The 23,412-nt window shown below is 60.6% G+C and carries 20 protein-coding genes; all 20 read left to right on the top strand.

The features are described from left to right. Positions 1-28 precede the first annotated feature (28 nt). The 20 genes from mnmA (at position 29) to nuoN (ending at position 23,365) form a co-directional block, all read left to right on the top strand. Positions 29-1,153, top strand: coding sequence for a tRNA 2-thiouridine(34) synthase MnmA (gene mnmA / locus AC3WMV_RS10420; RefSeq protein ID WP_103369317.1), 1,125 nt, complete (start codon positions 29-31; stop codon positions 1,151-1,153). After that, positions 1,150-1,773: a high frequency lysogenization protein HflD gene (gene hflD / locus AC3WMV_RS10415; protein WP_003223824.1), complete on the top strand. Its 624-nt coding sequence runs from the start codon at positions 1,150-1,152 to the stop codon at positions 1,771-1,773. Before mnmA ends, hflD begins: the two co-directional genes overlap by 4 nt. Before the next feature lie 127 nt (positions 1,774-1,900). After that, on the top strand, positions 1,901-3,271 hold the full coding sequence (gene purB / locus AC3WMV_RS10410) for an adenylosuccinate lyase (RefSeq protein WP_027614666.1): 1,371 nt from the start codon (positions 1,901-1,903) through the stop codon (positions 3,269-3,271). Between the two features lie 86 nt (positions 3,272-3,357). Beyond that, positions 3,358-4,530 carry a ribosomal protein uL16 3-hydroxylase gene (locus tag AC3WMV_RS10405; protein WP_003223820.1) on the top strand — a complete coding sequence of 391 codons (1,173 nt, stop codon included), beginning with the start codon at positions 3,358-3,360 and terminating at the stop codon, positions 4,528-4,530. After that, positions 4,523-4,948 (top strand): GNAT family N-acetyltransferase, encoded by a 426-nt coding sequence (locus tag AC3WMV_RS10400; protein WP_003223818.1) that lies wholly within the window; start codon positions 4,523-4,525, stop codon positions 4,946-4,948. Before AC3WMV_RS10405 ends, AC3WMV_RS10400 begins: the two co-directional genes overlap by 8 nt. A gap of 278 nt (positions 4,949-5,226) precedes the next feature. After that, positions 5,227-5,988 carry a secretin N-terminal domain-containing protein gene (locus tag AC3WMV_RS10395; protein WP_103369318.1) on the top strand — a complete coding sequence of 254 codons (762 nt, stop codon included), beginning with the start codon at positions 5,227-5,229 and terminating at the stop codon, positions 5,986-5,988. A 473-nt stretch (positions 5,989-6,461) separates the two neighbouring features. After that, positions 6,462-7,787, top strand: a complete 1,326-nt coding sequence (gene aceA, locus AC3WMV_RS10390) for an isocitrate lyase (RefSeq protein WP_003223815.1) — start codon at positions 6,462-6,464, stop codon at positions 7,785-7,787. Between the two features lie 643 nt (positions 7,788-8,430). Continuing rightward, positions 8,431-8,844, top strand: a complete 414-nt coding sequence (locus tag AC3WMV_RS10385; protein WP_003223812.1) for an NADH-quinone oxidoreductase subunit A — start codon at positions 8,431-8,433, stop codon at positions 8,842-8,844. 10 nt (positions 8,845-8,854) lie between these two features. After that, entirely contained in the window at positions 8,855-9,529 is a 675-nt protein-coding gene (locus tag AC3WMV_RS10380) for a NuoB/complex I 20 kDa subunit family protein (protein WP_003223809.1), read from the top strand. 69 nt (positions 9,530-9,598) lie between these two features. Then, positions 9,599-11,383, top strand: coding sequence for an NADH-quinone oxidoreductase subunit C/D (gene nuoC, locus AC3WMV_RS10375; protein WP_103369319.1), 1,785 nt, complete (start codon positions 9,599-9,601; stop codon positions 11,381-11,383). 2 nt (positions 11,384-11,385) lie between these two features. Beyond that, positions 11,386-11,883: an NADH-quinone oxidoreductase subunit NuoE gene (nuoE, locus tag AC3WMV_RS10370; protein WP_103369320.1), complete on the top strand. Its 498-nt coding sequence runs from the start codon at positions 11,386-11,388 to the stop codon at positions 11,881-11,883. Next, positions 11,880-13,235, top strand: coding sequence for an NADH-quinone oxidoreductase subunit NuoF (gene nuoF, locus AC3WMV_RS10365; protein WP_097088119.1), 1,356 nt, complete (start codon positions 11,880-11,882; stop codon positions 13,233-13,235). Before nuoE ends, nuoF begins: the two co-directional genes overlap by 4 nt. A gap of 136 nt (positions 13,236-13,371) precedes the next feature. Further along, on the top strand, positions 13,372-16,086 hold the full coding sequence (nuoG, locus tag AC3WMV_RS10360; RefSeq protein WP_097088121.1) for an NADH-quinone oxidoreductase subunit NuoG: 2,715 nt from the start codon (positions 13,372-13,374) through the stop codon (positions 16,084-16,086). Beyond that, the gene (gene nuoH, locus AC3WMV_RS10355; RefSeq protein ID WP_007964859.1) at positions 16,083-17,090 is read left to right on the top strand and encodes an NADH-quinone oxidoreductase subunit NuoH; all 1,008 of its coding nucleotides are present in this window, start codon (positions 16,083-16,085) and stop codon (positions 17,088-17,090) included. The genes nuoG and nuoH overlap by 4 nt, the downstream gene beginning before the upstream one ends. A gap of 11 nt (positions 17,091-17,101) precedes the next feature. Next, positions 17,102-17,650 (top strand): NADH-quinone oxidoreductase subunit NuoI, encoded by a 549-nt coding sequence (gene nuoI / locus AC3WMV_RS10350; protein WP_003223795.1) that lies wholly within the window; start codon positions 17,102-17,104, stop codon positions 17,648-17,650. Between the two features lie 9 nt (positions 17,651-17,659). Continuing rightward, positions 17,660-18,160, top strand: a complete 501-nt coding sequence (nuoJ, locus tag AC3WMV_RS10345) for an NADH-quinone oxidoreductase subunit J (RefSeq protein ID WP_003223793.1) — start codon at positions 17,660-17,662, stop codon at positions 18,158-18,160. A gap of 3 nt (positions 18,161-18,163) precedes the next feature. Continuing rightward, positions 18,164-18,472 carry an NADH-quinone oxidoreductase subunit NuoK gene (nuoK, locus tag AC3WMV_RS10340; RefSeq protein ID WP_003180046.1) on the top strand — a complete coding sequence of 103 codons (309 nt, stop codon included), beginning with the start codon at positions 18,164-18,166 and terminating at the stop codon, positions 18,470-18,472. Next, positions 18,469-20,322: an NADH-quinone oxidoreductase subunit L gene (gene nuoL / locus AC3WMV_RS10335; RefSeq protein WP_103369321.1), complete on the top strand. Its 1,854-nt coding sequence runs from the start codon at positions 18,469-18,471 to the stop codon at positions 20,320-20,322. Before nuoK ends, nuoL begins: the two co-directional genes overlap by 4 nt. Before the next feature lie 39 nt (positions 20,323-20,361). After that, the gene (gene nuoM, locus AC3WMV_RS10330) at positions 20,362-21,894 is read left to right on the top strand and encodes an NADH-quinone oxidoreductase subunit M (RefSeq protein ID WP_095138922.1); all 1,533 of its coding nucleotides are present in this window, start codon (positions 20,362-20,364) and stop codon (positions 21,892-21,894) included. A 7-nt stretch (positions 21,895-21,901) separates the two neighbouring features. Continuing rightward, the gene (nuoN, locus tag AC3WMV_RS10325; RefSeq protein ID WP_103369322.1) at positions 21,902-23,365 is read left to right on the top strand and encodes an NADH-quinone oxidoreductase subunit NuoN; all 1,464 of its coding nucleotides are present in this window, start codon (positions 21,902-21,904) and stop codon (positions 23,363-23,365) included. The last annotated feature ends 47 nt before the right edge of the window (positions 23,366-23,412 follow it).

Raw genomic sequence — 23,412 nt, 5'->3', positions numbered from 1 at the left:
CCTTTTTCAAGACACTCATTGAATCCCTATGCGTGATCCAGCCCCTTCTGACACATCCAAGAAGCGCGTCATTGTCGGCATGTCCGGCGGCGTGGACTCTTCCGTTTCCGCTCTCCTGCTGATCGAGCAGGGTTACGAGGTGGAAGGCCTGTTCATGAAGAACTGGGAAGAAGACGACGGAACGGAATACTGCACCGCCATGGACGACCTGGCGGATGCCCAGGCCGTGTGCGACAAGATCGGCATCAAGCTGCACACCGCCAACTTCGCCGCCGAGTACTGGGACAACGTGTTCGAGCACTTCCTGGCCGAATACAAGGCCGGTCGCACGCCGAACCCGGACATCCTGTGCAACCGCGAGATCAAGTTCAAGGCGTTCCTCGACTACGCCATGATGCTTGGCGCCGACCTGATCGCCACCGGCCACTACGTGCGCCGTCGCGACATCGATGGCCGCACCGAACTGCTCAAAGGCCTCGATCCAAACAAGGATCAGAGCTACTTCCTGCACGCCGTTGGCGGCGAACAGATCGCCAAGACCCTGTTCCCGGTCGGTGAACTGGAAAAGCCGGAAGTTCGCGCCATTGCCGAGAAATACGAGCTGGCGACCGCCAAGAAGAAGGATTCCACCGGGATCTGCTTCATCGGTGAGCGACGTTTCAGCGATTTCCTCAAGCAATACTTGCCGGCGCAACCGGGCGAGATCAAGACCACCGAAGGCGAAGTCATCGGCCGTCACCACGGCTTGATGTACCACACCATCGGTCAGCGCCAGGGCCTCGGCATCGGCGGTTTGAAAGACGCCGGCGATGAGCCGTGGTACGTGCTGCGCAAGGATCTGGACACCAACGAGCTGATCGTCGGCCAGGGCAACAACCATCCGTGGCTGTTCTCCAGCGCCCTGCTCGCTTCGGAAATCTACTGGGTCAATCCGATCGACCTGAGCCAGCCGCTGCGCCTGACCGCCAAAGTGCGTTATCGCCAGAGCGATCAGGCTTGCACCCTGGAAAAAACCGCAAACGGCTACCGCGCCGTGTTCGACGAACCGCAACGCGCGGTAACCCCGGGTCAGTCCGTGGTGTTCTATGACGGTGAAATCTGCCTCGGTGGCGGCGTGATCGAAGTGGCCGAGCCGTGGAGCGGCCAGGCATGAGCCCGACTCAGGAGCAACTGACGGCGCTGGGCGGGGTGTTTCTCGCCGCGGTGCTGGTCGACCGCATCGCCAAGACCGGCCAGACCAGCGAGGCCGGCCTGAGCTGCATGCTCGGCAGCCTGCTGGTACGCGACCCGAAGGACACACTGGACGTGTACGGCGGCGACGACCTCAATCTGCGCGAGGGTTATCGGGCATTGATCGGCGCCCTCGAGCGCGACCCGAGCACCCTGCAGCGCGAACCGCTGCGCTACGCCCTGTCGATGCTCGGCCTCGAACGCCAACTGGCCAAACGTGACGACATGCTCGACACCATTGGCAAGCGCTTGCCGCAGATCCAGTCACAGGTCGAACATTTCGGCCCGGCCCACGAAAACGTGATCGCCGCTTGCGGTGCGCTGTATCAGGACACCTTGAGCACCCTGCGCCAGCGGATTCAGGTGCATGGCGACATGCGCAACCTGCAACAACCGAGCAATGCCTCGAAGATCCGCGCCCTGCTGCTGGCTGGCATCCGTTCGGCACGCCTGTGGCGACAGCTCGGCGGCCACCGCTGGCAGTTGGTGATCAGCCGGCGCAAGCTGCTCAAAGAGCTGTATCCGTTGATGCGCAGCGAGTAAATCGTCGCGCAATAAAAGTTTTGTAGTCTGTAGCGCGTAATACGCCGGTCAGTTGGCAACGGACCGGCGGATTTTTTCATGTATGATACGCGCCCCATTTCGTTGCCCGACTGTCCGAGAACACCCCATGCAGCTCTCTTCGCTCACTGCGGTTTCCCCTGTTGACGGCCGCTACGCCGGCAAAACCCAGGCCCTGCGCCCGATTTTCAGCGAGTACGGCCTGATCCGTGCCCGCGTCCTGGTTGAAGTGCGCTGGCTCCAGCGCCTGGCCGCCCACGCCGGTATCCCGGAAGTGCCAGCCTTCTCCGCCGAGGCCAACGCCGTTCTCAATGAACTGGCTGAAAACTTCTCGCTGGAGCACGCTGAGCGCGTCAAAGAGATCGAGCGCACCACCAACCACGACGTCAAGGCGATCGAATACCTGCTCAAGGAGCAGGCGGCCAAGCTGCCGGAGCTGGCCAAGGTCAGCGAGTTCATCCACTTTGCCTGCACCAGTGAAGACATCAACAACCTGTCCCACGCCCTGATGCTGCGCGAAGGCCGTGACGACGTGATGCTGCCGCTGATGCGCCAGACTGCCAACGCCATCCGCGAACTGGCGATCCGTTTCGCCGACGTGCCGATGCTGTCGCGCACCCACGGCCAACCGGCCTCCCCGACTACTCTGGGTAAAGAGCTGGCGAACGTGGTTTACCGTCTCGAGCGTCAGATCGCTCAAGTCGCTGCCGTGCCGCTGCTGGGCAAGATCAATGGCGCCGTAGGCAACTACAACGCGCACCTGTCGGCCTACCCGCAGATCGACTGGGAAGCCAACGCCCGCGCCTTCATCGAAGACGAACTGGGCCTGGGCTTCAACCCGTACACCACGCAGATCGAACCGCATGACTACATCGCCGAGCTGTTCGACGCGATCGCGCGCTTCAACACCATCCTGATCGACTTCGACCGTGACATCTGGGGCTACATTTCCCTGGGTTATTTCAAGCAGCGCACCATCGCTGGCGAAATCGGTTCGTCGACCATGCCGCACAAGGTCAACCCGATCGACTTCGAAAACTCCGAAGGCAACCTGGGCATCGCCAATGCACTGTTCCAGCACCTGGCGAGCAAACTGCCGATCTCCCGCTGGCAGCGCGACCTGACCGACTCCACCGTACTGCGCAACCTCGGTGTGGGCTTTGCTCACAGCGTGATCGCCTACGAAGCCAGCCTCAAAGGCATCAGCAAGCTTGAGCTGAACGCTGACAAGATCGCTGCCGATCTGGACGCTTGCTGGGAAGTATTGGCCGAGCCGATCCAGACCGTGATGCGCCGCTACAACATCGAAAACCCTTACGAAAAGCTCAAAGAACTGACCCGCGGTAAGGGCATCAGCCCGGAAGCGCTGCAGACTTTCATCGACGGCCTGGACATGCCAGCCGAAGCGAAAGCCGAGCTGAAACAGCTGACCCCGGCCAACTACATCGGCAACGCTGTGGCGCAAGCCAAACGCATCTGATTCACCGCTTGACCCGTTTGAGACGCCCGGCCGCGCCGGGCGTTTTTATTCCCGTCTGAAAAATGCTTTTTTTCAATAGGTTACACATGAATCCTGATACTCCTCTTCAACTTCTGGGCGGTCTCACGGCGCGCGAATTCATGCGCGATTACTGGCAGAAAAAGCCGCTGCTGATCCGTCAGGCCATCCCTGACTTCGAAAGCCCGATCGACGCCGACGAGCTGGCCGGCCTGGCCCTGGAAGAAGAGGTCGAGTCGCGCCTGGTGATCGAGCACGGCGAGCGCCCGTGGGAGCTGCGTCGCGGCCCGTTCGCCGAAGACGAATTCAGCAAGCTGCCGGAAAAAGAGTGGACCCTGCTCGTTCAGGCCGTTGATCAATTCGTCCCGGAAGTCAGCGAGCTGCTGGAAAACTTCCGCTTCCTGCCGAGCTGGCGCGTCGATGACGTGATGATCAGCTTCGCCGCCCCGGGTGGCAGCGTTGGCCCGCACTTCGACAACTACGACGTGTTCCTGCTGCAAGGTCATGGCCAGCGCAACTGGAAGATCGGCCAGATGTGCGACTCCGAAAGCCCGCTGCTACAACACGCGGATCTGCGCATCCTCGCCGAATTCCACGAGACCGAAGAGTGGGTGCTGGAACCGGGCGACATGCTCTACCTGCCGCCGCGCCTGGCCCACTGCGGTGTCGCCGTGGACAACTGCATGACCTACTCGGTTGGCTTCCGCGCCCCGAGCGCCTCGGAGGTACTGACCCACTTCACCGACTTCCTCAGCCAGTTCCTGACTGACGAAGAACGCTACACCGACGCCGATGCGAAACCGGTCAGCGATGATCCGCATCAGATCCAGCACGATGCACTCGGTCGCCTGAAAAGCCTGCTCGCCGAGCACATGAGCGACGAGCGCCTGCTGCTGACCTGGTTCGGCCAGTACATGACCGAGCCGCGCTACCCGGAACTGGTGGTCGGCCCGGAAGACGTTGAAGAAGACGACTTCCTCAACGCCCTGCAAGACGGCGCCGTGCTGATCCGCAACCCGAGCGCGCGCCTGGCCTGGTCGGAAGTCGATGACGATCTGCTGCTGTTCGCCAGCGGCCAGAGCCGTTACCTGCCGGGCAAGCTGCGCGAGCTGCTGAAGATGATCTGCGCTGCCGATGCGCTGCATGTCGACAACCTCGGCGAGTGGCTCAACGACGAAGACGGTCGCGGCCTGCTGTGCGAACTGGTCAAACAAGGCAGCCTGGGATTTGCCGATGAATAAGATTCGCGTACGTGTCGCAGACTGGCAAAAGGACAACGCCGAGATCCGGCGCATTCGTGAAACGGTGTTCATCGCCGAACAATCGGTGCCACCCGAGCTGGAATGGGACGCCGATGACGCGACCGCCGTGCATTTTCTGGCGTTCGAAGGCGACTTTCCGATCGGCACCGCCCGCCTGCTGCCCGACGGGCACATTGGCCGGGTTTCGGTACTGAAGGACTGGCGCGGGATGAAGGTGGGCGACGCGCTGATGCAAGCGGTCATCGCCGAAGCCGAAGCCCGCGGCCTGCAGCAGCAGATGCTCAGCGCCCAGGTACAGGCCACGGCGTTCTATGAGCGCCTGGGCTTCAGCCTGGTCAGCGAGGAATTCCTCGAAGCCGGGATTCCGCATGTCGATATGGTTCGGCATTCGGCCTGACCTGAAGTGATCCTGTAATTTCTGGAGATTTTGTGATCTCTGGAGATCCTGTGGTGAGGGGATTTATCCCCGATGGGTCGCGGAGCGGCCCCAAAATTTCAGGTCTGCTTCGCAGCCCATCGGGGATAAATCCCCTCACCACAAAGGCTCTTGAGCCCCCCTCAAAACGCCCCGCCATTTTCCGATGCCGGGGCGTTTTGCTGTCTACGATTCAACTTGCCCCACCCCGGGCCGACAAACTGGCAATATCAAGCCTTTCGAAAGCGGAGATAACGGACATGTCCCTACGCACCCTGCTCACCACCCTGCTGCTCGGTTGCAGTTTTTCGGTGATGGCAGCCACAGAAATCGTGCCCCTCAACTACCGCACCAGCGCCGACATGCTGCCGATGGCGCAAGACTTTATCGGCAAGGACGGTCAGGTCAGCGCCTATGGCAACCAACTGATCATCAAGGCCGAGCCGGACAAGATTCAGGAACTCAAGGCGCTGATTACCCAGCTCGATACTGCGCCCAAACGCCTGTTGATCACGGTTGATACCAATGAAAACAACGGTCGCGGCGATGAAGGCTACTCGGTCAACGGCGCGCAGCCGAATCAGACCCGCATTATCAGCCGCAGCACCGCCAGCCGTGACGGCGGCGTGCAGCAAGTACAGGCTACCGACGGCATGCCGGCGCTGATTCAGGTCGGCCAAAGTGTGCCGATCACCAGCAGCCAGACCAACTCCTACGGCGACTACAGCAGCCAGACCCAATACCGTAACGTCACCCAAGGCTTCTACGTCACCGCCAGCGTCACCGGCGACATCGTTCACCTGGCAATCAGTACCAACCGTGACCGCATGAGCCAGGAACGTCCCGATGTAGTGAACGTGCAAAGTACCGACACAACGGTCAGCGGACGCCTGGGCGAATGGATCACCCTCGCCGGCGTAAACCGTGAAACCCAGGCCGACAAACAGGGCCTGACCCGCAGCTACTCGACTCAAGGCCGGGATGACATGACCTTACGGGTCAAAGTCGACGCCCTGGACTAAACCACCGAAAACTGACTGATTAGTCGTATTAGACGAAAGATGTAGTGCTTGAAAAAAAGCACTACAAAACGTTTGACGAGCCAAAAAAGCGAAGGCATGATGGCCTCGCTCCCGCTAATCAGAGGCCCTGGCAAGGGCCTTCGAAGCGACGTTCGCACCTACCCCGCGAACCGCTTCGTGTCTGTACCGCCCACAAGGTGTGTTTGACGAGGTTGCCGACTGGAACGAAGTTGTCCCGAGGGACGGAAGCGTAATTAGGTAACCCGGCTTCACGCTGTAGTCCGTATAAAGGCCCACGACGCCCGAATGCGCCCGCAGTCCGCCACTACCTGCTCACTTCCCCTCGAGCCCATCGTTCATCCCGTCGCCTACCCCGCCGAACCCGACTTGACCACCTAAGCTTCTGGTCAGCGAGCGCAGGAATTTTCCACCGCAGAACAACTTTTCATAAAGACGCGACGAGGTTTATCTCCATGGCACTGACACGCGAACAGCAAATTGCAGCCCTTGAAAAAGACTGGGCTGAAAACCCGCGCTGGAAAGGCGTGACTCGCACTTACTCCGCTGCTGACGTCGTCCGTCTGCGTGGCTCGGTTCAGCCTGAGCACACCTTTGCGAAAATGGGCGCCGAGAAGCTTTGGAACCTGGTGACCCAGGGTGCCAAGCCGTCCTTCCGCCCAGAGAAAGATTTCGTCAACTGCATGGGCGCCCTGACCGGCGGCCAGGCTGTTCAGCAGGTCAAGGCCGGTATCCAGGCGATCTACCTGTCGGGCTGGCAAGTGGCTGCGGACAACAACTCCGCAGAATCCATGTACCCGGACCAGTCGCTGTACCCGGTGGACTCGGTGCCAACCGTGGTCAAGCGCATCAACAACTCGTTCCGTCGTGCTGACCAGATCCAGTGGAAAGCCGGCAAGAACCCGGGCGACGAAGGCTACATCGACTACTTCGCGCCAATCGTGGCTGACGCTGAAGCCGGTTTCGGCGGCGTACTGAACGCCTACGAACTGATGAAGAGCATGATCGAAGCAGGCGCCGCCGGCGTTCACTTCGAAGACCAACTGGCTTCCGTGAAGAAATGCGGTCACATGGGCGGCAAGGTACTGGTTCCGACTCAGGAAGCGGTACAGAAGCTGACCGCTGCACGTCTGGCGGCTGACGTTGCCGGTACGCCGACCATCATCCTGGCGCGTACCGACGCCAACGCGGCTGACCTGCTGACTTCGGACTGCGATCCGTACGACCAGCCGTTCGTGACTGGCGAGCGTACTCAGGAAGGTTTCTACAAGGTTCGTGCCGGCCTGGATCAAGCCATCGCCCGTGGCCTGGCCTACGCACCGTACGCCGACCTGATCTGGTGCGAAACCGCCAAACCGGATCTGGAAGAAGCCCGTCGCTTCGCTGAAGCGATCAAGAAGGAATACCCGGACCAACTGCTGTCGTACAACTGCTCGCCTTCCTTCAACTGGAAGAAAAACCTGGACGACGCGACCATCGCCAAGTTCCAGCGCGAACTGTCCGCCATGGGTTACAAGCACCAGTTCATCACCCTGGCCGGCATTCACAACATGTGGCACAGCATGTTCAACCTGGCGCACGACTACGCCCGCAACGACATGACTGCCTACGTGAAGCTGCAGGAGCAGGAATTCGCTGACGCCGCCAAGGGTTACACCTTCGTGGCTCACCAGCAGGAAGTGGGCACCGGCTACTTCGACGACATGACCACCGTGATTCAGGGTGGCTCGTCCTCGGTGACCGCGCTGACCGGTTCGACCGAAGAAGAACAGTTCCACTGATTCGGCTTCGCTGAGCAAACGGCCCTTGCGGATCGTATAGAAAACTAACCGCAAAGCCGCAAGACTGACGCCCCGACTGGTTCGGGCGTTTTTTTTGCGCGCCGATTCGCCAAATACCACAACCCCCCCCTGTGGGAGCCGGCTTGCTCGCGAAAGCGTAGTGTCAGCTTGCACATGCGCGACTGACCCACCGCATTCGCGAGCAAGCCCGCTCCCACAGGTTTAGCGCCCGCCGCGCGACAAAACATTGATCCAGACCAGTACTCAGGTCAGAAAAATCAGCTAAAACGGGCGCCACCGCTACTTGCAGTAACAGGCATATAAGACAACTTTCTGTTTACTGCACCGCTAAACAGTTACAAAACCCCTGCAAACGATATCAATTATCATTTAGCCGCAACTATGTTCGTTACATTCCCTACAAAACATTATTTGCATAAACCCGGCTAATGCCCGCAACGCATGGGCTGCAGGGCATTGGAGGTACGCTATGTCCTTATTCCAATAAATAATTTCGCTATAGGAATTTTACTTGCCGGGTGTTTAGCCATAAAATCAGCGCGATTGATTGCTGCGACATATCGTCACTGCCTATTTCTTTATCAAGCTCAGAGACCTTTGCTCTCTGTTAAGGATTACCAGCATGCCCGAAGCGACAGGACTCATGGCCCACAACTGGGGCTTTGCCATTTTCCTTCTGGGTGTCGTCGGCCTGTGTGCCTTCATGCTTGGCGTCTCCAGCCTCCTCGGGTCAAAAGCCTGGGGCCGCAGCAAAAACGAACCGTTCGAGTCCGGCATGCTACCTACAGGTGGCGCCCGCTTGCGGCTCTCAGCCAAATTCTATCTGGTCGCGATGCTGTTCGTGATCTTCGATATCGAAGCCCTCTTTCTCTTTGCATGGTCTGTGTCCGTCCGCGAAAGCGGCTGGACCGGATTCGTCGAAGCTCTCGTTTTCATAGCAATTCTGTTGGCAGGTCTTGTCTACCTGTTCCGAGTGGGCGCCCTTGACTGGGCTCCGGAAGCTCGTCGCAAGCGGCAGGCGAAGCTGAAACAATGAGGCTTTGGCAATGCAATACAATCTCACCAGAATCGACCCCGATGCTCCTAACGAGCAGTATCCGATCGGCGAACGGGAAACCGTTTCCGATCCGTTAGAGGATCAAGTTCACAAAAACATTTTCATGGGCAAGCTCGAAGACGTGCTGAGTGGCGCGGTCAACTGGGGGCGTAAAAACTCCCTGTGGCCGTACAACTTCGGCCTTTCGTGCTGCTACGTGGAAATGACCACCGCCTTCACGGCGCCCCACGACATCGCGCGCTTTGGCGCCGAAGTTATCCGGGCATCACCGCGTCAGGCCGACTTCATGGTTATCGCCGGTACCTGCTTCATCAAGATGGCGCCGATCATTCAGCGTCTCTACGAGCAGATGCTCGAGCCTAAGTGGGTTATCTCCATGGGTTCGTGCGCCAACTCCGGTGGCATGTACGACATCTACTCCGTGGTTCAAGGGGTGGACAAGTTCCTGCCCGTGGACGTCTACGTACCTGGCTGCCCGCCTCGTCCAGAAGCATTCCTTCAAGGCTTGATGCTGTTGCAGGAATCGATTGGACAGGAGCGTCGTCCGCTTTCCTGGGTCGTTGGCGACCAAGGCGTTTATCGCGCCGACATGCCTTCGCAAAAGGAACAGCGCCGCGAACAGCGAATCGCAGTCACCAATCTGCGCAGCCCTGACGAAGTCTGATCCAGTCTGTTTCAAAGAAACGAGAAGCTGGCTTCATTCTTTACGTTGACCGAAAGCGAAAAAATAACCATGACTACAGGCAGCGCTCTGTACATCCCGCCTTATAAGGCAGACGACCAGGATGTGGTCGTCGAATTGAACAACCGTTTTGGCGCCGAAGCGTTCACCGCTCAGTCGACGCGCACCGGCATGCCGGTGCTGTGGGTGGCGCGCGCCAGACTCGTCGAAGTCCTGACCTTCCTGCGTAACCTGCCCAAGCCGTACGTCATGCTGTATGACCTGCACGGCGTGGACGAGCGTCTGCGCACCAAGCGTCAAGGGCTGCCATCGGGCGCCGACTTCACCGTGTTCTATCACCTCATGTCGCTTGAGCGTAATAGTGACGTGATGATCAAAGTCGCCTTGTCCGAAAGCGACCTGAGCTTGCCGACCGTCACCAGCATCTGGCCGAACGCCAACTGGTACGAGCGTGAAGTCTGGGACATGTACGGCATCGACTTCAAAGGCCACCCGCACCTGTCGCGCATCATGATGCCGCCGACCTGGGAAGGTCACCCGCTGCGCAAGGACTTCCCGGCGCGCGCCACCGAATTCGATCCGTTCAGCCTCAACCTCGCCAAGCAGCAGCTTGAGGAAGAAGCCGCGCGCTTCCATCCTGAAGACTGGGGCATGAAGCGTTCCGGGGCCAACGAGGACTACATGTTCCTCAACCTCGGTCCGAACCACCCTTCGGCGCACGGTGCGTTCCGCATCATTCTGCAACTCGATGGCGAAGAGATCGTCGACTGCGTACCGGACATCGGTTACCACCACCGTGGTGCCGAGAAGATGGCCGAGCGTCAGTCCTGGCACAGTTTCATCCCGTACACCGACCGTATCGACTACCTCGGCGGCGTGATGAACAACCTGCCGTACGTGCTCTCGGTCGAGAAGCTGGCCGGCATCAAGGTGCCGGAGAAGGTCGACGTCATCCGCATCATGATGGCCGAGTTCTTCCGGATCACCAGCCACCTGCTGTTCCTGGGGACCTACATCCAGGACGTCGGCGCCATGACCCCGGTGTTCTTCACCTTCACCGACCGCCAGAAGGCATACACGGTGATCGAAGCCATCACCGGTTTCCGTCTGCACCCGGCCTGGTACCGCATCGGTGGTGTTGCCCACGACCTGCCGCGCGGCTGGGACAAACTGGTGAAAGACTTCGTGGAGTGGCTGCCAAAACGCCTCGACGAATACACCAAGGCTGCCCTGCAGAACAGCATCCTCAAAGGTCGGACCATCGGCGTCGCCCAGTACAACACCAAAGAAGCCCTGGAATGGGGAGTCACCGGTGCCGGCCTGCGTTCGACCGGTTGCGACTTCGACCTGCGCAAAGCGCGTCCGTACTCCGGCTACGAGAACTTCGAATTCGAAGTACCGCTGGCCGCCAACGGCGATGCCTACGATCGCTGCATGGTCCGCGTCGAAGAGATGCGCCAGAGCATCAAGATCATCGACCAGTGCATGCGCAACATGCCGGAAGGCCCGTACAAGGCGGATCATCCGCTGACCACGCCGCCGCCGAAAGAGCGCACGCTGCAGCACATCGAAACCCTGATCACGCACTTCCTGCAGGTTTCGTGGGGCCCGGTCATGCCGGCCAACGAATCCTTCCAGATGATCGAAGCGACCAAGGGCATCAACAGTTATTACCTGACGAGCGACGGCGGCACCATGAGCTACCGTACCCGGATCCGTACTCCGAGCTTCCCGCACCTGCAACAGATCCCTTCGGTGATCAAAGGCAGCATGGTCGCGGACTTGATTGCGTACCTGGGTAGTATCGACTTCGTTATGGCCGACGTGGACCGCTAAGCATGAACAGCACGCTTATCCAGACAGACCGTTTCACCTTGAGTGAAACCGAGCGCTCGGCCATCGAGCACGAGCTGCATCACTACGAAGACCCGCGCGCGGCGTCGATCGAAGCCCTGAAGATCGTTCAGAAAGAACGCGGCTGGGTGCCGGATGGCGCCCTGTACGCGATCGGCGAGATCCTCGGCATCCCGGCCAGCGACATTGAAGGCGTTGCGACGTTCTACAGCCAGATCTTCCGTCAGCCGGTCGGCCGTCACATCATTTGCGTCTGCGACAGCATGGTCTGCTACATCGGCGGCCACGAGTCGGTGGTCAGCGAAATCCAGAACATTCTGGGCATCGGCCTGGGTCAGACCACCGCCGACGGTCGTTTCACCCTGCTGCCTGTCTGCTGCCTCGGCAACTGCGACAAGGCACCGGCGCTGATGATCGACGACGACACCTTTGGCGACGTGCAGCCTGCCGGCGTGGCCAAACTGCTCGAGGGCTACGTATGACCCTGACATCTTTCGGTCCTGCCAACCGCATCAAGCGTTCGGCCGAGACTCACCCACTGACCTGGCGTCTGCGTGACGACGGCGAAGCCGTGTGGCTCGACGAATACCAGGCCAAGAACGGTTACGCCGCTGCGCGCAAGGCCTTCGCCGACATGGCTCAGGACGACATCGTCCAGACCGTAAAAGACGCCGGCCTAAAAGGTCGCGGCGGTGCAGGCTTCCCCACTGGCGTGAAGTGGGGCCTGATGCCCAAGGACGAATCCATCAACATCCGCTACCTGCTGTGCAACGCGGACGAAATGGAACCGAACACCTGGAAAGACCGCATGCTGATGGAGCAACTGCCCCATCTGCTGATCGAAGGCATGCTGATCAGTGCCCGCGCACTGAAAACCTACCGTGGCTACATCTTCCTGCGTGGCGAGTACACCACCGCCGCCAAGCACTTGAATCGTGCCGTGGAAGAAGCCAAGGCTGCAGGCCTGCTGGGCAAGAACATTCTGGGCAGCGGTTTCGACTTCGAACTGTTCGTCCACACCGGCGCCGGGCGTTACATCTGCGGTGAAGAAACCGCACTGATCAACTCCCTCGAAGGCCGCCGCGCCAACCCGCGCTCCAAGCCGCCCTTCCCTGCCGCCGTCGGCGTGTGGGGCAAGCCGACCTGCGTGAACAACGTCGAAACCCTGTGCAACGTGCCGGCGATCATTGCCGACGGCGTTGAATGGTACAAATCGTTGGCCCGCGAAGGCAGCGAAGACATGGGCACCAAACTCATGGGCTTCTCCGGCAAGGTCAAGAATCCGGGTCTGTGGGAGCTGCCATTCGGCGTCACCGGTCGCGAACTGTTCGAAGACTACGCTGGTGGCATGCGCGACGGTTACAAGCTCAAGGCCTGGCAGCCAGGTGGTGCCGGTACCGGTTTCCTCCTGCCAGAACACCTCGACGCGCAAATGTATGCCGGCGGCATCGCCAAAGTGGGCACCCGGATGGGTACCGGCCTGGCCATGGCGGTGGACGACAGCGTCAACATGGTTTCCTTGCTGCGCAATATGGAGCAGTTCTTCGCTCGCGAATCCTGCGGCTTCTGCACCCCGTGCCGTGATGGCCTGCCATGGAGCGTCAAGCTCTTGATGGCCATCGAAGAAGGCCGCGGTCAGCCAGGCGACATCGAGACCCTGCTGGGTCTGGTCGGCTTCCTCGGCCCAGGCAAGACCTTCTGTGCTCACGCACCGGGTGCCGTGGAGCCGTTGGGCAGTGCCATTAAATACTTCCGTCCAGAGTTCGAAGCCGGTATCGCGCCCGCAAGCGCCGCCGTCCCGCCTCTGGCAAGGCCGATCGTAGTCGGCGCGTAAACGCTTAAAAAGGCGAAGGGTCCGTGCCCTTCGCCTTTCGTCCGATGACGCCTTTCGGGGCTGACTGGATTCGGACGGATAACAAGATTCCATTAGCCACGCCCGCTGACACCGGGCCAACGAAGACCTTTGAACCATGGCCACTATCCACGTAGACGGCAAAGCGCTCGAAGTCGACGGGGCAGACAACCTGTTACAGGCATGTCTGTCGCTGGGCCTCGACATCCCTTATTTCTGCTGGCACCCCGCGCTTGGTAGCGTCGGGGCCTGCCGCCAGTGCGCGGTCAAGCAGTACACCGACGAGAACGACACCCGTGGTCGCATCGTCATGTCCTGCATGACCCCTGCCACCGACAACACCTGGATCTCCATCGACGATGAAGAATCCAAGGCGTTCCGCGCCAGTGTTGTCGAATGGCTGATGACCAACCACCCGCACGACTGCCCTGTGTGCGAAGAAGGCGGTCACTGCCACCTGCAAGACATGACGGTGATGACCGGCCACAACGAGCGCCGTTATCGCTTCACCAAACGCACCCACCAGAACCAGCAACTGGGCCCGTTCATTTCCCACGAAATGAACCGCTGCATCGCCTGCTATCGCTGCGTGCGTTTCTACAAGGACTACGCCGGCGGCACCGACCTCGGTGTGTTCGGCGCCCACGACAACGTGTACTTCGGTCGCGTTGAAGACGGCACCCTCGAAAGCGAGTTCTCCGGCAACCTCACCGAGGTCTGCCCGACCGGTGTGTTCACCGACAAGACTCACTCCGAGCGCTACAACCGCAAGTGGGACATGCAGTTCTCGCCGAGCATCTGCCATGGCTGCTCCAGCGGTTGCAACATCTCCCCGGGCGAGCGTTACGGCGAACTGCGTCGCATCGAAAACCGTTTCAACGGTTCGGTGAACCAGTACTTCCTGTGCGACCGTGGCCGTTTCGGTTATGGCTACGTCAACCGCACCGACCGTCCACGTCAGCCAATGCTGGCCGACGGCACCAAGCTGGGCCTGGATCAGGCGCTGGACAAGGCGGCCGATCTGCTGCGCGGTCGCAACATCGTCGGTATCGGTTCGCCGCGTGCCAGCCTCGAAAGCAACTACGCGTTGCGTGAACTGGTCGGCGCCGAGCACTTCTACTCCGGTATCGAGGCCTCCGAACTGGAGCGCATCCGTCTGGTTCTGCAAGTGCTCAAAGACAGCCCGCTGCCCGTGCCGAACATGCGCGACATCGAAGACCACGACGCCGTGTTCGTCCTCGGTGAAGACCTGACCCAGACTGCTGCGCGTATGGCTTTGTCCCTGCGTCAGTCGGTCAAGGGCAAAGCTGAAGACATGGCCGAAGCCATGCGTGTTCAGCCGTGGCTCGACGCCGCGGTGAAGAACATCGGTCAGCACGAACTGAACCCGCTGTTCATCGCCAGCCTGGCGGAAACCAAGCTCGACGACATCGCCGAAGAATGCGTTCACGCCGCTCCGGATGATCTGGCGCGCATCGGTTTCGCCGTGGCTCACGCGCTGGATGCCAGCGCACCGGCCGTTGAAGGTCTGGACGCCGAAGCACTGGAACTGGCTCAGCGTATCGCTGACGCCCTGCTCGCGGCCAAACGTCCGCTGATCATCGCCGGTACTTCGCTGGGTTCCAAAGCCTTGATCGAAGCCGCTGCGAACATCGCCAAGGCCCTGAAGCTGCGCGAGAAGAACGGTTCGATCAGCCTGATCGTGCCGGAAGCCAACAGCCTTGGCCTGGCCATGCTCGGTGGCGAATCGGTCGACGCGGCGCTGCAAGCCGTGATCGACGGCAAGGCCGACGCCATCGTCGTGCTGGAAAACGATCTGTACACCCGCACCTCGAAAGCCAAGGTCGATGCCGCGCTGAACGCTGCGAAAGTAGTGATCGTTGCCGACCACCAGAAGACCGCCACCACTGACCGCGCGCAACTGGTTCTGCCAGCGGCGAGTTTCGCTGAAGGCGACGGTACTTTGGTCAGCCAGGAAGGCCGCGCCCAGCGCTTCTTCCAGGTTTTCGATCCGCAATACATGGATGCGAGCATCCTGGTTCACGAAGGCTGGCGCTGGCTGCACGCCCTGCGCTCGACCCTGCTGAACCAGCCGATCGACTGGACGCAACTCGACCACGTCACCGCTGCCGTGGCTTCGAGCACCGAGCAACTGGCGCGTATCGTCGACGCCGCGCCGTCTGCCGCGTTCCGCATCAAGGGTCTGAAACTGGCGCGTGAGCCGCTGCGTTATTCCGGTCGCACCGCGATGCGCGCCGACATCAGCGTTCACGAACCGCGCACCCCGCAAGACAAAGACACCGCGTTCGCCTTCTCCATGGAAGGTTACTCGGGCTCGGCCGAACCGCGTCAGCAAGTGCCGTTCGCCTGGTCGCCGGGCTGGAACTCGCCGCAAGCCTGGAACAAGTTCCAGGACGAAGTCGGTGGTCACCTGCGTGCTGGCGACCCGGGCACCCGCCTGATCGAAAGCTCCGGTGATTCGCTGAACTGGTTCGCTGCTGCTCCGCGCGCATTCAACCCGGCGCCGGGCACCTGGCAGGCCGTGCCGTTCTACCACCTGTTCGGCAGCGACGAAAACTCGTCGAAAGCCGCACCGGTACAGGAACGCATCCCGGCTCCGTACGTGGCGCTGGCCAAATCCGAAGCGGATCGCCTGGGCGTCAACGACGGTGCTCTGCTGAGCCTGAATGTGGCCGGCCAGACCCTGCGTCTGCCGCTGCGCATCAATGAAGAACTGGGCGCTGGTCTGGTGGCCTTGCCTGCGGGCATCGCCGGCATTCCACCGGCATTCGCCGGCCTGTCCGTCGACGGTCTGCAGGAGGCAGCGCAATGACCTGGTTCACCCCTGAAGTGATCGATGTGATCCTGACGGTCATCAAAGCCATCGTGATTCTGCTGGCCGTTGTGGTCGCGGGCGCGTTGCTCAGCTTTGTCGAACGTCGCCTGCTGGGCTGGTGGCAGGACCGTTACGGTCCGAACCGCGTTGGCCCGTTCGGCATGTTCCAGATCGCCGCCGACATGCTGAAGATGTTCTTCAAGGAAGACTGGACCCCGCCGTTTGCCGACAAGGTGATCTTCACCCTGGCACCGGTGGTGGCCATGTCCGCCCTGCTGATCGCGTTCGCGATCATCCCGATCACCCCGACCTGGGGCGTCGCGGATCTGAACATCGGCCTGCTGTTCTTCTTCGCCATGGCTGGTCTGTCGGTCTACGCGGTGCTGTTCGCCGGCTGGTCGAGCAACAACAAGTTCGCCCTGCTCGGCAGCTTGCGTGCCTCGGCGCAGACCGTGTCCTACGAAGTGTTCATGGGCCTGGCCCTGATGGGCATCGTGGTGCAGGTCGGCTCGTTCAACATGCGCGACATCGTCGAGTACCAGGCGCAGAACCTGTGGTTCATCATTCCGCAGTTCTTCGGCTTCTGTACCTTCTTCATCGCAGGCGTCGCCGTGACTCACCGTCACCCGTTCGACCAGCCGGAAGCGGAACAGGAACTGGCCGACGGTTACCACATTGAATACGCCGGTATGAAATGGGGCATGTTCTTCGTCGGTGAATACATCGGCATCATCCTGATCTCGGCGCTGCTGGTCACCCTGTTCTTCGGTGGCTGGCACGGTCCGTTCGGCATCCTGCCGCAACTGTCCTTCGTCTGGTTCGCACTGAAGACCGCGTTCTTCATCATGCTGTTCATCCTGCTGCGCGCTTCCATCCCGCGTCCGCGTTATGACCAGGTGATGGATTTCAGCTGGAAATTCTGCCTGCCACTGACCCTGATCAATTTGCTGATAACCGCTGCGGTTGTGTTGTGGAACACACCTGCGGTTGCGGTTCAGTGAGGATTTGACCCATGTTCAAATATATTGGCGACATCGTTAAGGGTACCGGTACCCAGTTGCGCAGCCTGGTCATGGTCTTCGGCCATGGCTTTCGCAAGCGCGACACCCTGCAATACCCGGAAGAGCCGGTCTACCTGCCGCCACGCTACCGTGGTCGCATCGTCCTGACCCGTGACCCCGATGGTGAAGAGCGTTGCGTAGCCTGCAACCTGTGCGCCGTGGCTTGCCCGGTAGGTTGCATCTCGCTGCAGAAAGCTGAAACCGAAGACGGTCGCTGGTACCCGGACTTCTTCCGTATCAACTTCTCGCGCTGCATTTTCTGCGGTCTCTGCGAGGAAGCCTGTCCGACCACCGCAATCCAGCTGACTCCGGATTTCGAGATGGCCGAGTTCAAACGTCAGGACCTGGTGTACGAGAAAGAAGATCTTTTGATCTCCGGCCCCGGCAAAAACCCTGATTACAACTTCTATCGTGTTGCAGGTATGGCAATCGCTGGCAAGCCGAAAGGCTCTGCACAGAACGAAGCCGAACCGATCAACGTGAAGAGCTTGCTGCCTTAAGGAAGAACGATGGAATTCGCTTTCTATTTCGCATCGGGTATCGCGGTGGTGTCCACGCTTCGTGTGGTCACCAACACCAACCCTGTGCACGCCCTGCTCTACCTGATCATCTCGTTGATCGCCGTGGCCATGACCTTCTTCGCCCTCGGCGCGCCGTTCGCCGGCGTGCTGGAAGTGATCGCCTACGCCGGCGCCATCATGGTGCTGTTCGTGTTCGTGGTGATGATGCTGAACCTGGGCCCGGCCTCGGTTCAGCAGGAACGCACCTGGCTCAAGCCCGGCATCTGGGCAGGGCCGGTGATACTCGCCGCCCTGCTGCTGGCCGAACTGCTGTATGTGCTGTTCGCTCACCAGAGCGGCCAGGCCATCGGCCACACCACCGTCGATGCAAAAGCCGTGGGCGTCAGCCTGTTCGGCCCGTATCTGCTGGTGGTCGAACTCGCCTCGATGCTGCTGCTCGCCGCAGCCGTCACGGCGTTCCATTTGGGCCGTAACGAGGCGAAGGAGTAAGACATGCCTGCTATCCCTCTCGAGCATGGATTGGCCGTTGCCGGCATCCTGTTCTGCCTTGGTCTGGTCGGCCTGATGGTCCGCCGCAACATTTTGTTCGTGTTGATGAGTCTGGAAGTGATGATGAACGCCTCTGCCCTGGCCTTCATCGTTGCGGGCGCCCGCTGGGCGCAACCGGATGGACAGATCATGTTCATCCTGGTGATCAGCCTGGCAGCCGCCGAGGCCAGTATTGGCCTGGCGATCCTGCTGCAACTGTATCGCCGCTTCCACACGCTCGATATCGACGCTGCCAGTGAGATGCGCGGATGAACCTAATCTTTCTGACTTTTGTATTCCCTCTGATCGGTTTCCTGCTGCTGTCGTTCTCCCGTGGACGCTGGTCGGAAAACCTCTCGGCGCTGATCGGCGTGGGCTCCATTGGCTTGTCGGCGATTGTCGCCGCCTACGTCATCTGGCAATTCAACGTCGCGCCTCCCGAGGGCGGCCACTACACCCTGGTGCTGTGGAAGTGGATGGCGGTCGAAGGCTTCAAGCCTGACTTCGCCCTCTACATCGATGGCCTGTCGATCACCATGCTCGGCGTGGTGGTGGGTGTCGGTTTCCTGATCCACCTGTTCGCGTCCTGGTACATGCGCGGCGAAGCGGGCTACTCGCGCTTCTTCTCGTACACCAACCTGTTCATCGCCAGCATGCTGTTCCTGGTCCTCGGCGATAACCTGTTGTTCCTGTACTTCGGCTGGGAAGGCGTGGGCCTGTGCTCGTACCTGTTGATCGGTTTCTACTACAGCAACCGCAACAACGGTAACGCCGCACTCAAGGCCTTCATCGTGACCCGGATCGGCGACGTGTTCATGGCCATCGGCCTGTTCATCCTGTTCCAGCAAGTGGGCACGCTGAACATCCAGGAACTGCTGGTGCTGGCACCGCAGAAATTCCAGGTCGGCGACTTCTGGATCACCCTGGCGACCCTGATGCTGCTGGGTGGTGCGGTCGGTAAATCGGCGCAACTGCCACTGCAAACCTGGCTCGCGGATGCGATGGCGGGTCCAACCCCGGTGTCGGCACTGATCCACGCCGCGACCATGGTGACCGCTGGTGTCTACCTGATCGCTCGTACCCACGGCCTGTTCACCCTGGCGCCGGAAATCCTCCACCTGGTCGGCATCGTTGGCGGTGTGACTCTGGTTCTCGCAGGTTTCGCCGCACTGGTACAAACCGACATCAAACGTATCCTCGCCTACTCGACCATGAGCCAGATCGGCTACATGTTCCTGGCGCTGGGCGTTGGTGCCTGGGATGGCGCGATTTTCCACCTGATGACCCACGCCTTCTTCAAGGCCCTGCTGTTCCTTGCTTCCGGTGCGGTGATCGTTGCCTGCCACCACGAGCAGAACATCTTCAAGATGGGCGGTCTGTGGAAAAAACTGCCACTGGCCTACGCCAGCTTCATCGTCGGTGGTGCTGCACTGGCCGCCCTGCCACTGGTCACCGCAGGCTTCTACTCCAAGGACGAAATCCTTTGGGAAGCGTTCGCCAGCGGCAACCACGGTCTGCTTTACGCAGGTCTGGTCGGCGCGTTCATGACTTCGCTGTACACCTTCCGCCTGATCTTCATCACGTTCCACGGTGAAGCCAAGACTGAAGCCCACGCCGGTCACGGCATCTCGCACTGGCTGCCACTGTCGGCGCTGATCGTGCTGTCGACTTTCGTCGGCGCCATGATCGTCCCACCGCTGCACGGCGTACTGCCGGAAAGCGTTGGCCATGCCGGTGGCGAAGCCAAGCACAGTCTGGAAATCGCCTCGGGCGCCATCGCCCTGGCCGGTATCCTGCTGGCGGCCCTGCTGTTCCTCGGCAAGCGTCGCTTCGTGACGGCGATCGCCAACAGCGGCATCGGGCGTTTCCTTTCGGCCTGGTGGTTCGCTGCCTGGGGCTTCGACTGGATCTACGACAAACTGTTCGTCAAGCCGTACCTTGCGATCAGCCATGTACTGCGCAGAGACCCGCTCGACCAGACCATCGGTCTGATCCCGCGTATGGCCAAAGGCGGTCACACCGCCCTGAGCCGCACCGAGACCGGTCAACTGCGTTGGTATGCCGCCTCGATGGCTGCTGGTGCCGTGCTGGTAATCGGCGCCATCGTGCTGGTAGCGGTCTGATATGAACCTTGCGAATTTGCGAAAGGAAACGAGCCCGTCATGATTCTGCCTTGGCTAATCCTGATCCCCTTCATCGGCGGCCTGCTGTGCTGGATGGGTGAGCGCTTCGGCGCTACCCTCCCCCGCTGGATTGCGCTGTTGACCATGACCCTGGAACTCGCCCTCGGCCTCTGGCTGTGGGCCCACGGTGACTATTCATTTGCTCCGGCGCCTGGCGCCGATCCGACCTGGGCGCTTGAGTTCAAGCACGTCTGGATCCAGCGCTTCGGCATCAACGTGCACCTGGCCCTCGACGGCCTGTCGCTGTTGATGATCCTGCTGACCGGCCTGCTGGGTATCCTCTCGGTACTCTGCTCGTGGAAAGAGATTCAACGTCACGTTGGCTTCTTCCACCTGAACCTGATGTGGATCCTGGGCGGCGTTGTCGGCGTGTTCCTCGCCCTCGACCTGTTCATGTTCTTCTTCTTCTGGGAAATGATGCTGGTGCCGATGTACTTCCTCATCGCGCTCTGGGGTCACAGTTCTTCGGACGGCAAGAAAACCCGGATCTACGCAGCGACCAAGTTCTTCATCTTCACTCAGGCTTCCGGCCTGATCATGCTGGTGGCGATCCTCGGTCTGGTGCTGGTCAACTTCAACAACACTGGCGTGATTACCTTCAACTACGCCGACCTGTTGAAGACCAAGATGTCGATGACCACCGAGTACATCCTGATGCTCGGCTTCTTCATCGCCTTCGCGGTCAAGCTGCCAGTCGTACCGTTCCACTCCTGGCTGCCTGATGCCCACGCCCAGGCGCCGACCGCCGGTTCCGTCGACCTCGCCGGTATCCTGCTGAAAACCGCGGCCTACGGCCTGCTGCGTTTCGCCCTGCCGCTGTTCCCGAATGCCTCGGCCGAATTCGCGCCGATCGCCATGACCCTCGGTCTGATCGGGATCTTCTACGGTGCATTCCTGGCGTTCGCGCAAACCGACATCAAGCGTCTGATTGCCTTCTCGTCCGTTTCCCACATGGGCTTCGTGTTGATCGGCATCTACTCCGGCAGCCAACTGGCGCTGCAAGGTGCAGTGATCCAGATGCTGGCACACGGTCTGTCGGCCGCGGCCCTGTTTATCCTCAGCGGTCAGCTGTACGAGCGCCTGCATACCCGTGACATGCGTGAGATGGGCGGTCTGTGGTCGCGTATCGCTTACCTGCCGGCGATCAGCCTGTTCTTCGCCGCCGCGTCGCTGGGCTTGCCGGGTACCGGTAACTTCGTCGGCGAGTTCCTGATCCTGATCGGTTCCTTCGCCAGCGCGCCATGGATCACCGCGATTGCCACCTCCGGTCTGGTGTTCGGTTCGGTCTACTCGCTGATCATGATCCACCGTGCCTACTTCGGTCCGTCGAAATCGGATTCGATCCTGCACGGCATGGACGGTCGCGAACTGACCATGGTGCTGGGCCTTGCGGTGCTGCTGATTTACCTCGGCGTCTACCCGCAACCGTTCCTCGACACTTCCGCCGCCACGATGCATGGCGTGCAGCAGTGGCTCGGCACCGCCTTCACTCAACTCGCTTCGGCCCGGTAAGAGCGCTATGGAATTCACGATTCAACACTTTATTGCGCTTGCGCCACTGTTGATCACCAGCCTCACCATTATCGTGGTGATGCTGGCAATCGCCTGGCGCCGCAACCACTCGCAGACCTTCCTGATCTCGGTCGCTGGTCTGAACCTGGCCTTGCTGTCGATCCTGCCAGCCCTGAAAGTCGCGCCTCTGGCCGTGACCCCGTTGCTGCAGATCGACACCTTCGCCTGCCTGTACATGGCGCTGATCCTGGTCGCCACCCTCGCTTGTGTAACCCTCGCCCACGCCTACCTCGGCGATGGCGGTTCGGGTTACCCGGGCAACCGTGAAGAACTGTACCTGCTGATCCTGATGGCCGCCGCCGGTGGTCTGGTTCTGGTCAGCGCGCAGCACCTGGCCGGTTTGTTCATCGGTCTGGAACTGCTGTCGGTGCCGGTCTACGGTCTGGTCGCTTACGCCTTCTTCAACAAGCGTTCCCTGGAAGCCGGCATCAAGTACATGGTGCTGTCGGCCGCCGGTTCCGCGTTCCTGTTGTTCGGTATGGCCCTGCTCTACGCTGACGCCGGCACCCTGAGCTTCGTTGGCATCGGTCAGGCCCTGGCTGCGACTGGCCTGCCTAGCTCGCTGGCACAACTGGGCCTGGGCATGATGCTGATCGGTCTGGCGTTCAAGCTGTCGCTGGTACCGTTCCACCTGTGGACGCCGGACGTCTACGAAGGTGCTCCGGCACCGGTGGCTGCCTTCCTTGCGACCGCTTCCAAGGTTGCGGTGTTTGCGGTGATGGTGCGTCTGTTCCAGATCTCCCCTGCCGCGAGCAGTGGCGTGCTGAGCGACGTACTGAGCGTGATCGCCGTCGCCTCGATCCTGTTCGGTAACCTGCTGGCCCTGACCCAGAGCAACCTCAAGCGTCTGCTCGGTTACTCGTCCATCGCGCACTTCGGCTACCTGCTGATCGCGCTGGTGGCGAGCAAGGGTCTGGCGGTGGAAGCCATCGGCGTGTACCTGGTGACTTATGTGATCACCAGCCTCGGCGCCTTCGGCGTGATCACCCTGATGTCCTCGCCGTACAACGGTCGTGACGCCGACGCCCTGTACGAGTATCGCGGCCTGTTCTGGCGCCGTCCGTACCTGACCGCGGTACTGACCGTGATGATGCTGTCGCTGGCCGGTATCCCGCTGACCGCTGGCTTCATCGGCAAGTTCTACATCATCGCCACCGGTGTCGAGTCGCACCAATGGTGGCTGGTCGGTTCCCTGGTACTGGGCAGCGCCATCGGCGTGTTCTACTACCTGCGCGTGATGGTCACCCTGTACCTGATCGAACCGAACCTGCGCCGCCACGACGCCCAGCTGCACTGGGAACAGAAGGCAGGCGGTGTAATGCTGCTGGCCATCGCCGTGGTCGCGTTCTTCCTCGGTGTGTACCCGCAGCCATTGCTGACCCTGGTTCAGCAGGCGGGTCTGGCGGGCTGATTGCTCGGCTGGCTACAAGTGAAAACGGCACCTTCGGGTGCCGTTTT

The sequence above is a fragment of the Pseudomonas sp. FW305-3-2-15-E-TSA4 genome (assembly GCF_058787295.1).
This window is presented reverse-complemented; position numbering and strand designations above follow the sequence as displayed.

What these genes read in the sequence shown, in the direction of transcription:
- nuoC (WP_103369319.1), top strand. Translation starts at nt 9,599, where the DNA reads ATGACTACAGGCAGCGCTCTGTACATCCCGCCTTATAAGGCAGACGAC.
- nuoK (WP_003180046.1), top strand. Translation starts at nt 18,164, where the DNA reads ATGCCTGCTATCCCTCTCGAGCATGGATTGGCCGTTGCCGGCATCCTG.
- nuoL (WP_103369321.1), top strand. Translation starts at nt 18,469, where the DNA reads ATGAACCTAATCTTTCTGACTTTTGTATTCCCTCTGATCGGTTTCCTG.
- purB (WP_027614666.1), top strand. Translation starts at nt 1,901, where the DNA reads ATGCAGCTCTCTTCGCTCACTGCGGTTTCCCCTGTTGACGGCCGCTAC.
- nuoF (WP_097088119.1), top strand. Translation starts at nt 11,880, where the DNA reads ATGACCCTGACATCTTTCGGTCCTGCCAACCGCATCAAGCGTTCGGCC.
- AC3WMV_RS10400 (WP_003223818.1), top strand. Translation starts at nt 4,523, where the DNA reads ATGAATAAGATTCGCGTACGTGTCGCAGACTGGCAAAAGGACAACGCC.
- AC3WMV_RS10405 (WP_003223820.1), top strand. Translation starts at nt 3,358, where the DNA reads ATGAATCCTGATACTCCTCTTCAACTTCTGGGCGGTCTCACGGCGCGC.
- nuoM (WP_095138922.1), top strand. Translation starts at nt 20,362, where the DNA reads ATGATTCTGCCTTGGCTAATCCTGATCCCCTTCATCGGCGGCCTGCTG.
- AC3WMV_RS10395 (WP_103369318.1), top strand. Translation starts at nt 5,227, where the DNA reads ATGTCCCTACGCACCCTGCTCACCACCCTGCTGCTCGGTTGCAGTTTT.
- AC3WMV_RS10380 (WP_003223809.1), top strand. Translation starts at nt 8,855, where the DNA reads ATGCAATACAATCTCACCAGAATCGACCCCGATGCTCCTAACGAGCAG.
- nuoJ (WP_003223793.1), top strand. Translation starts at nt 17,660, where the DNA reads ATGGAATTCGCTTTCTATTTCGCATCGGGTATCGCGGTGGTGTCCACG.
- aceA (WP_003223815.1), top strand. Translation starts at nt 6,462, where the DNA reads ATGGCACTGACACGCGAACAGCAAATTGCAGCCCTTGAAAAAGACTGG.
- AC3WMV_RS10385 (WP_003223812.1), top strand. Translation starts at nt 8,431, where the DNA reads ATGCCCGAAGCGACAGGACTCATGGCCCACAACTGGGGCTTTGCCATT.
- nuoG (WP_097088121.1), top strand. Translation starts at nt 13,372, where the DNA reads ATGGCCACTATCCACGTAGACGGCAAAGCGCTCGAAGTCGACGGGGCA.
- nuoN (WP_103369322.1), top strand. Translation starts at nt 21,902, where the DNA reads ATGGAATTCACGATTCAACACTTTATTGCGCTTGCGCCACTGTTGATC.
- nuoH (WP_007964859.1), top strand. Translation starts at nt 16,083, where the DNA reads ATGACCTGGTTCACCCCTGAAGTGATCGATGTGATCCTGACGGTCATC.
- nuoE (WP_103369320.1), top strand. Translation starts at nt 11,386, where the DNA reads ATGAACAGCACGCTTATCCAGACAGACCGTTTCACCTTGAGTGAAACC.
- hflD (WP_003223824.1), top strand. Translation starts at nt 1,150, where the DNA reads ATGAGCCCGACTCAGGAGCAACTGACGGCGCTGGGCGGGGTGTTTCTC.
- nuoI (WP_003223795.1), top strand. Translation starts at nt 17,102, where the DNA reads ATGTTCAAATATATTGGCGACATCGTTAAGGGTACCGGTACCCAGTTG.
- mnmA (WP_103369317.1), top strand. Translation starts at nt 29, where the DNA reads ATGCGTGATCCAGCCCCTTCTGACACATCCAAGAAGCGCGTCATTGTC.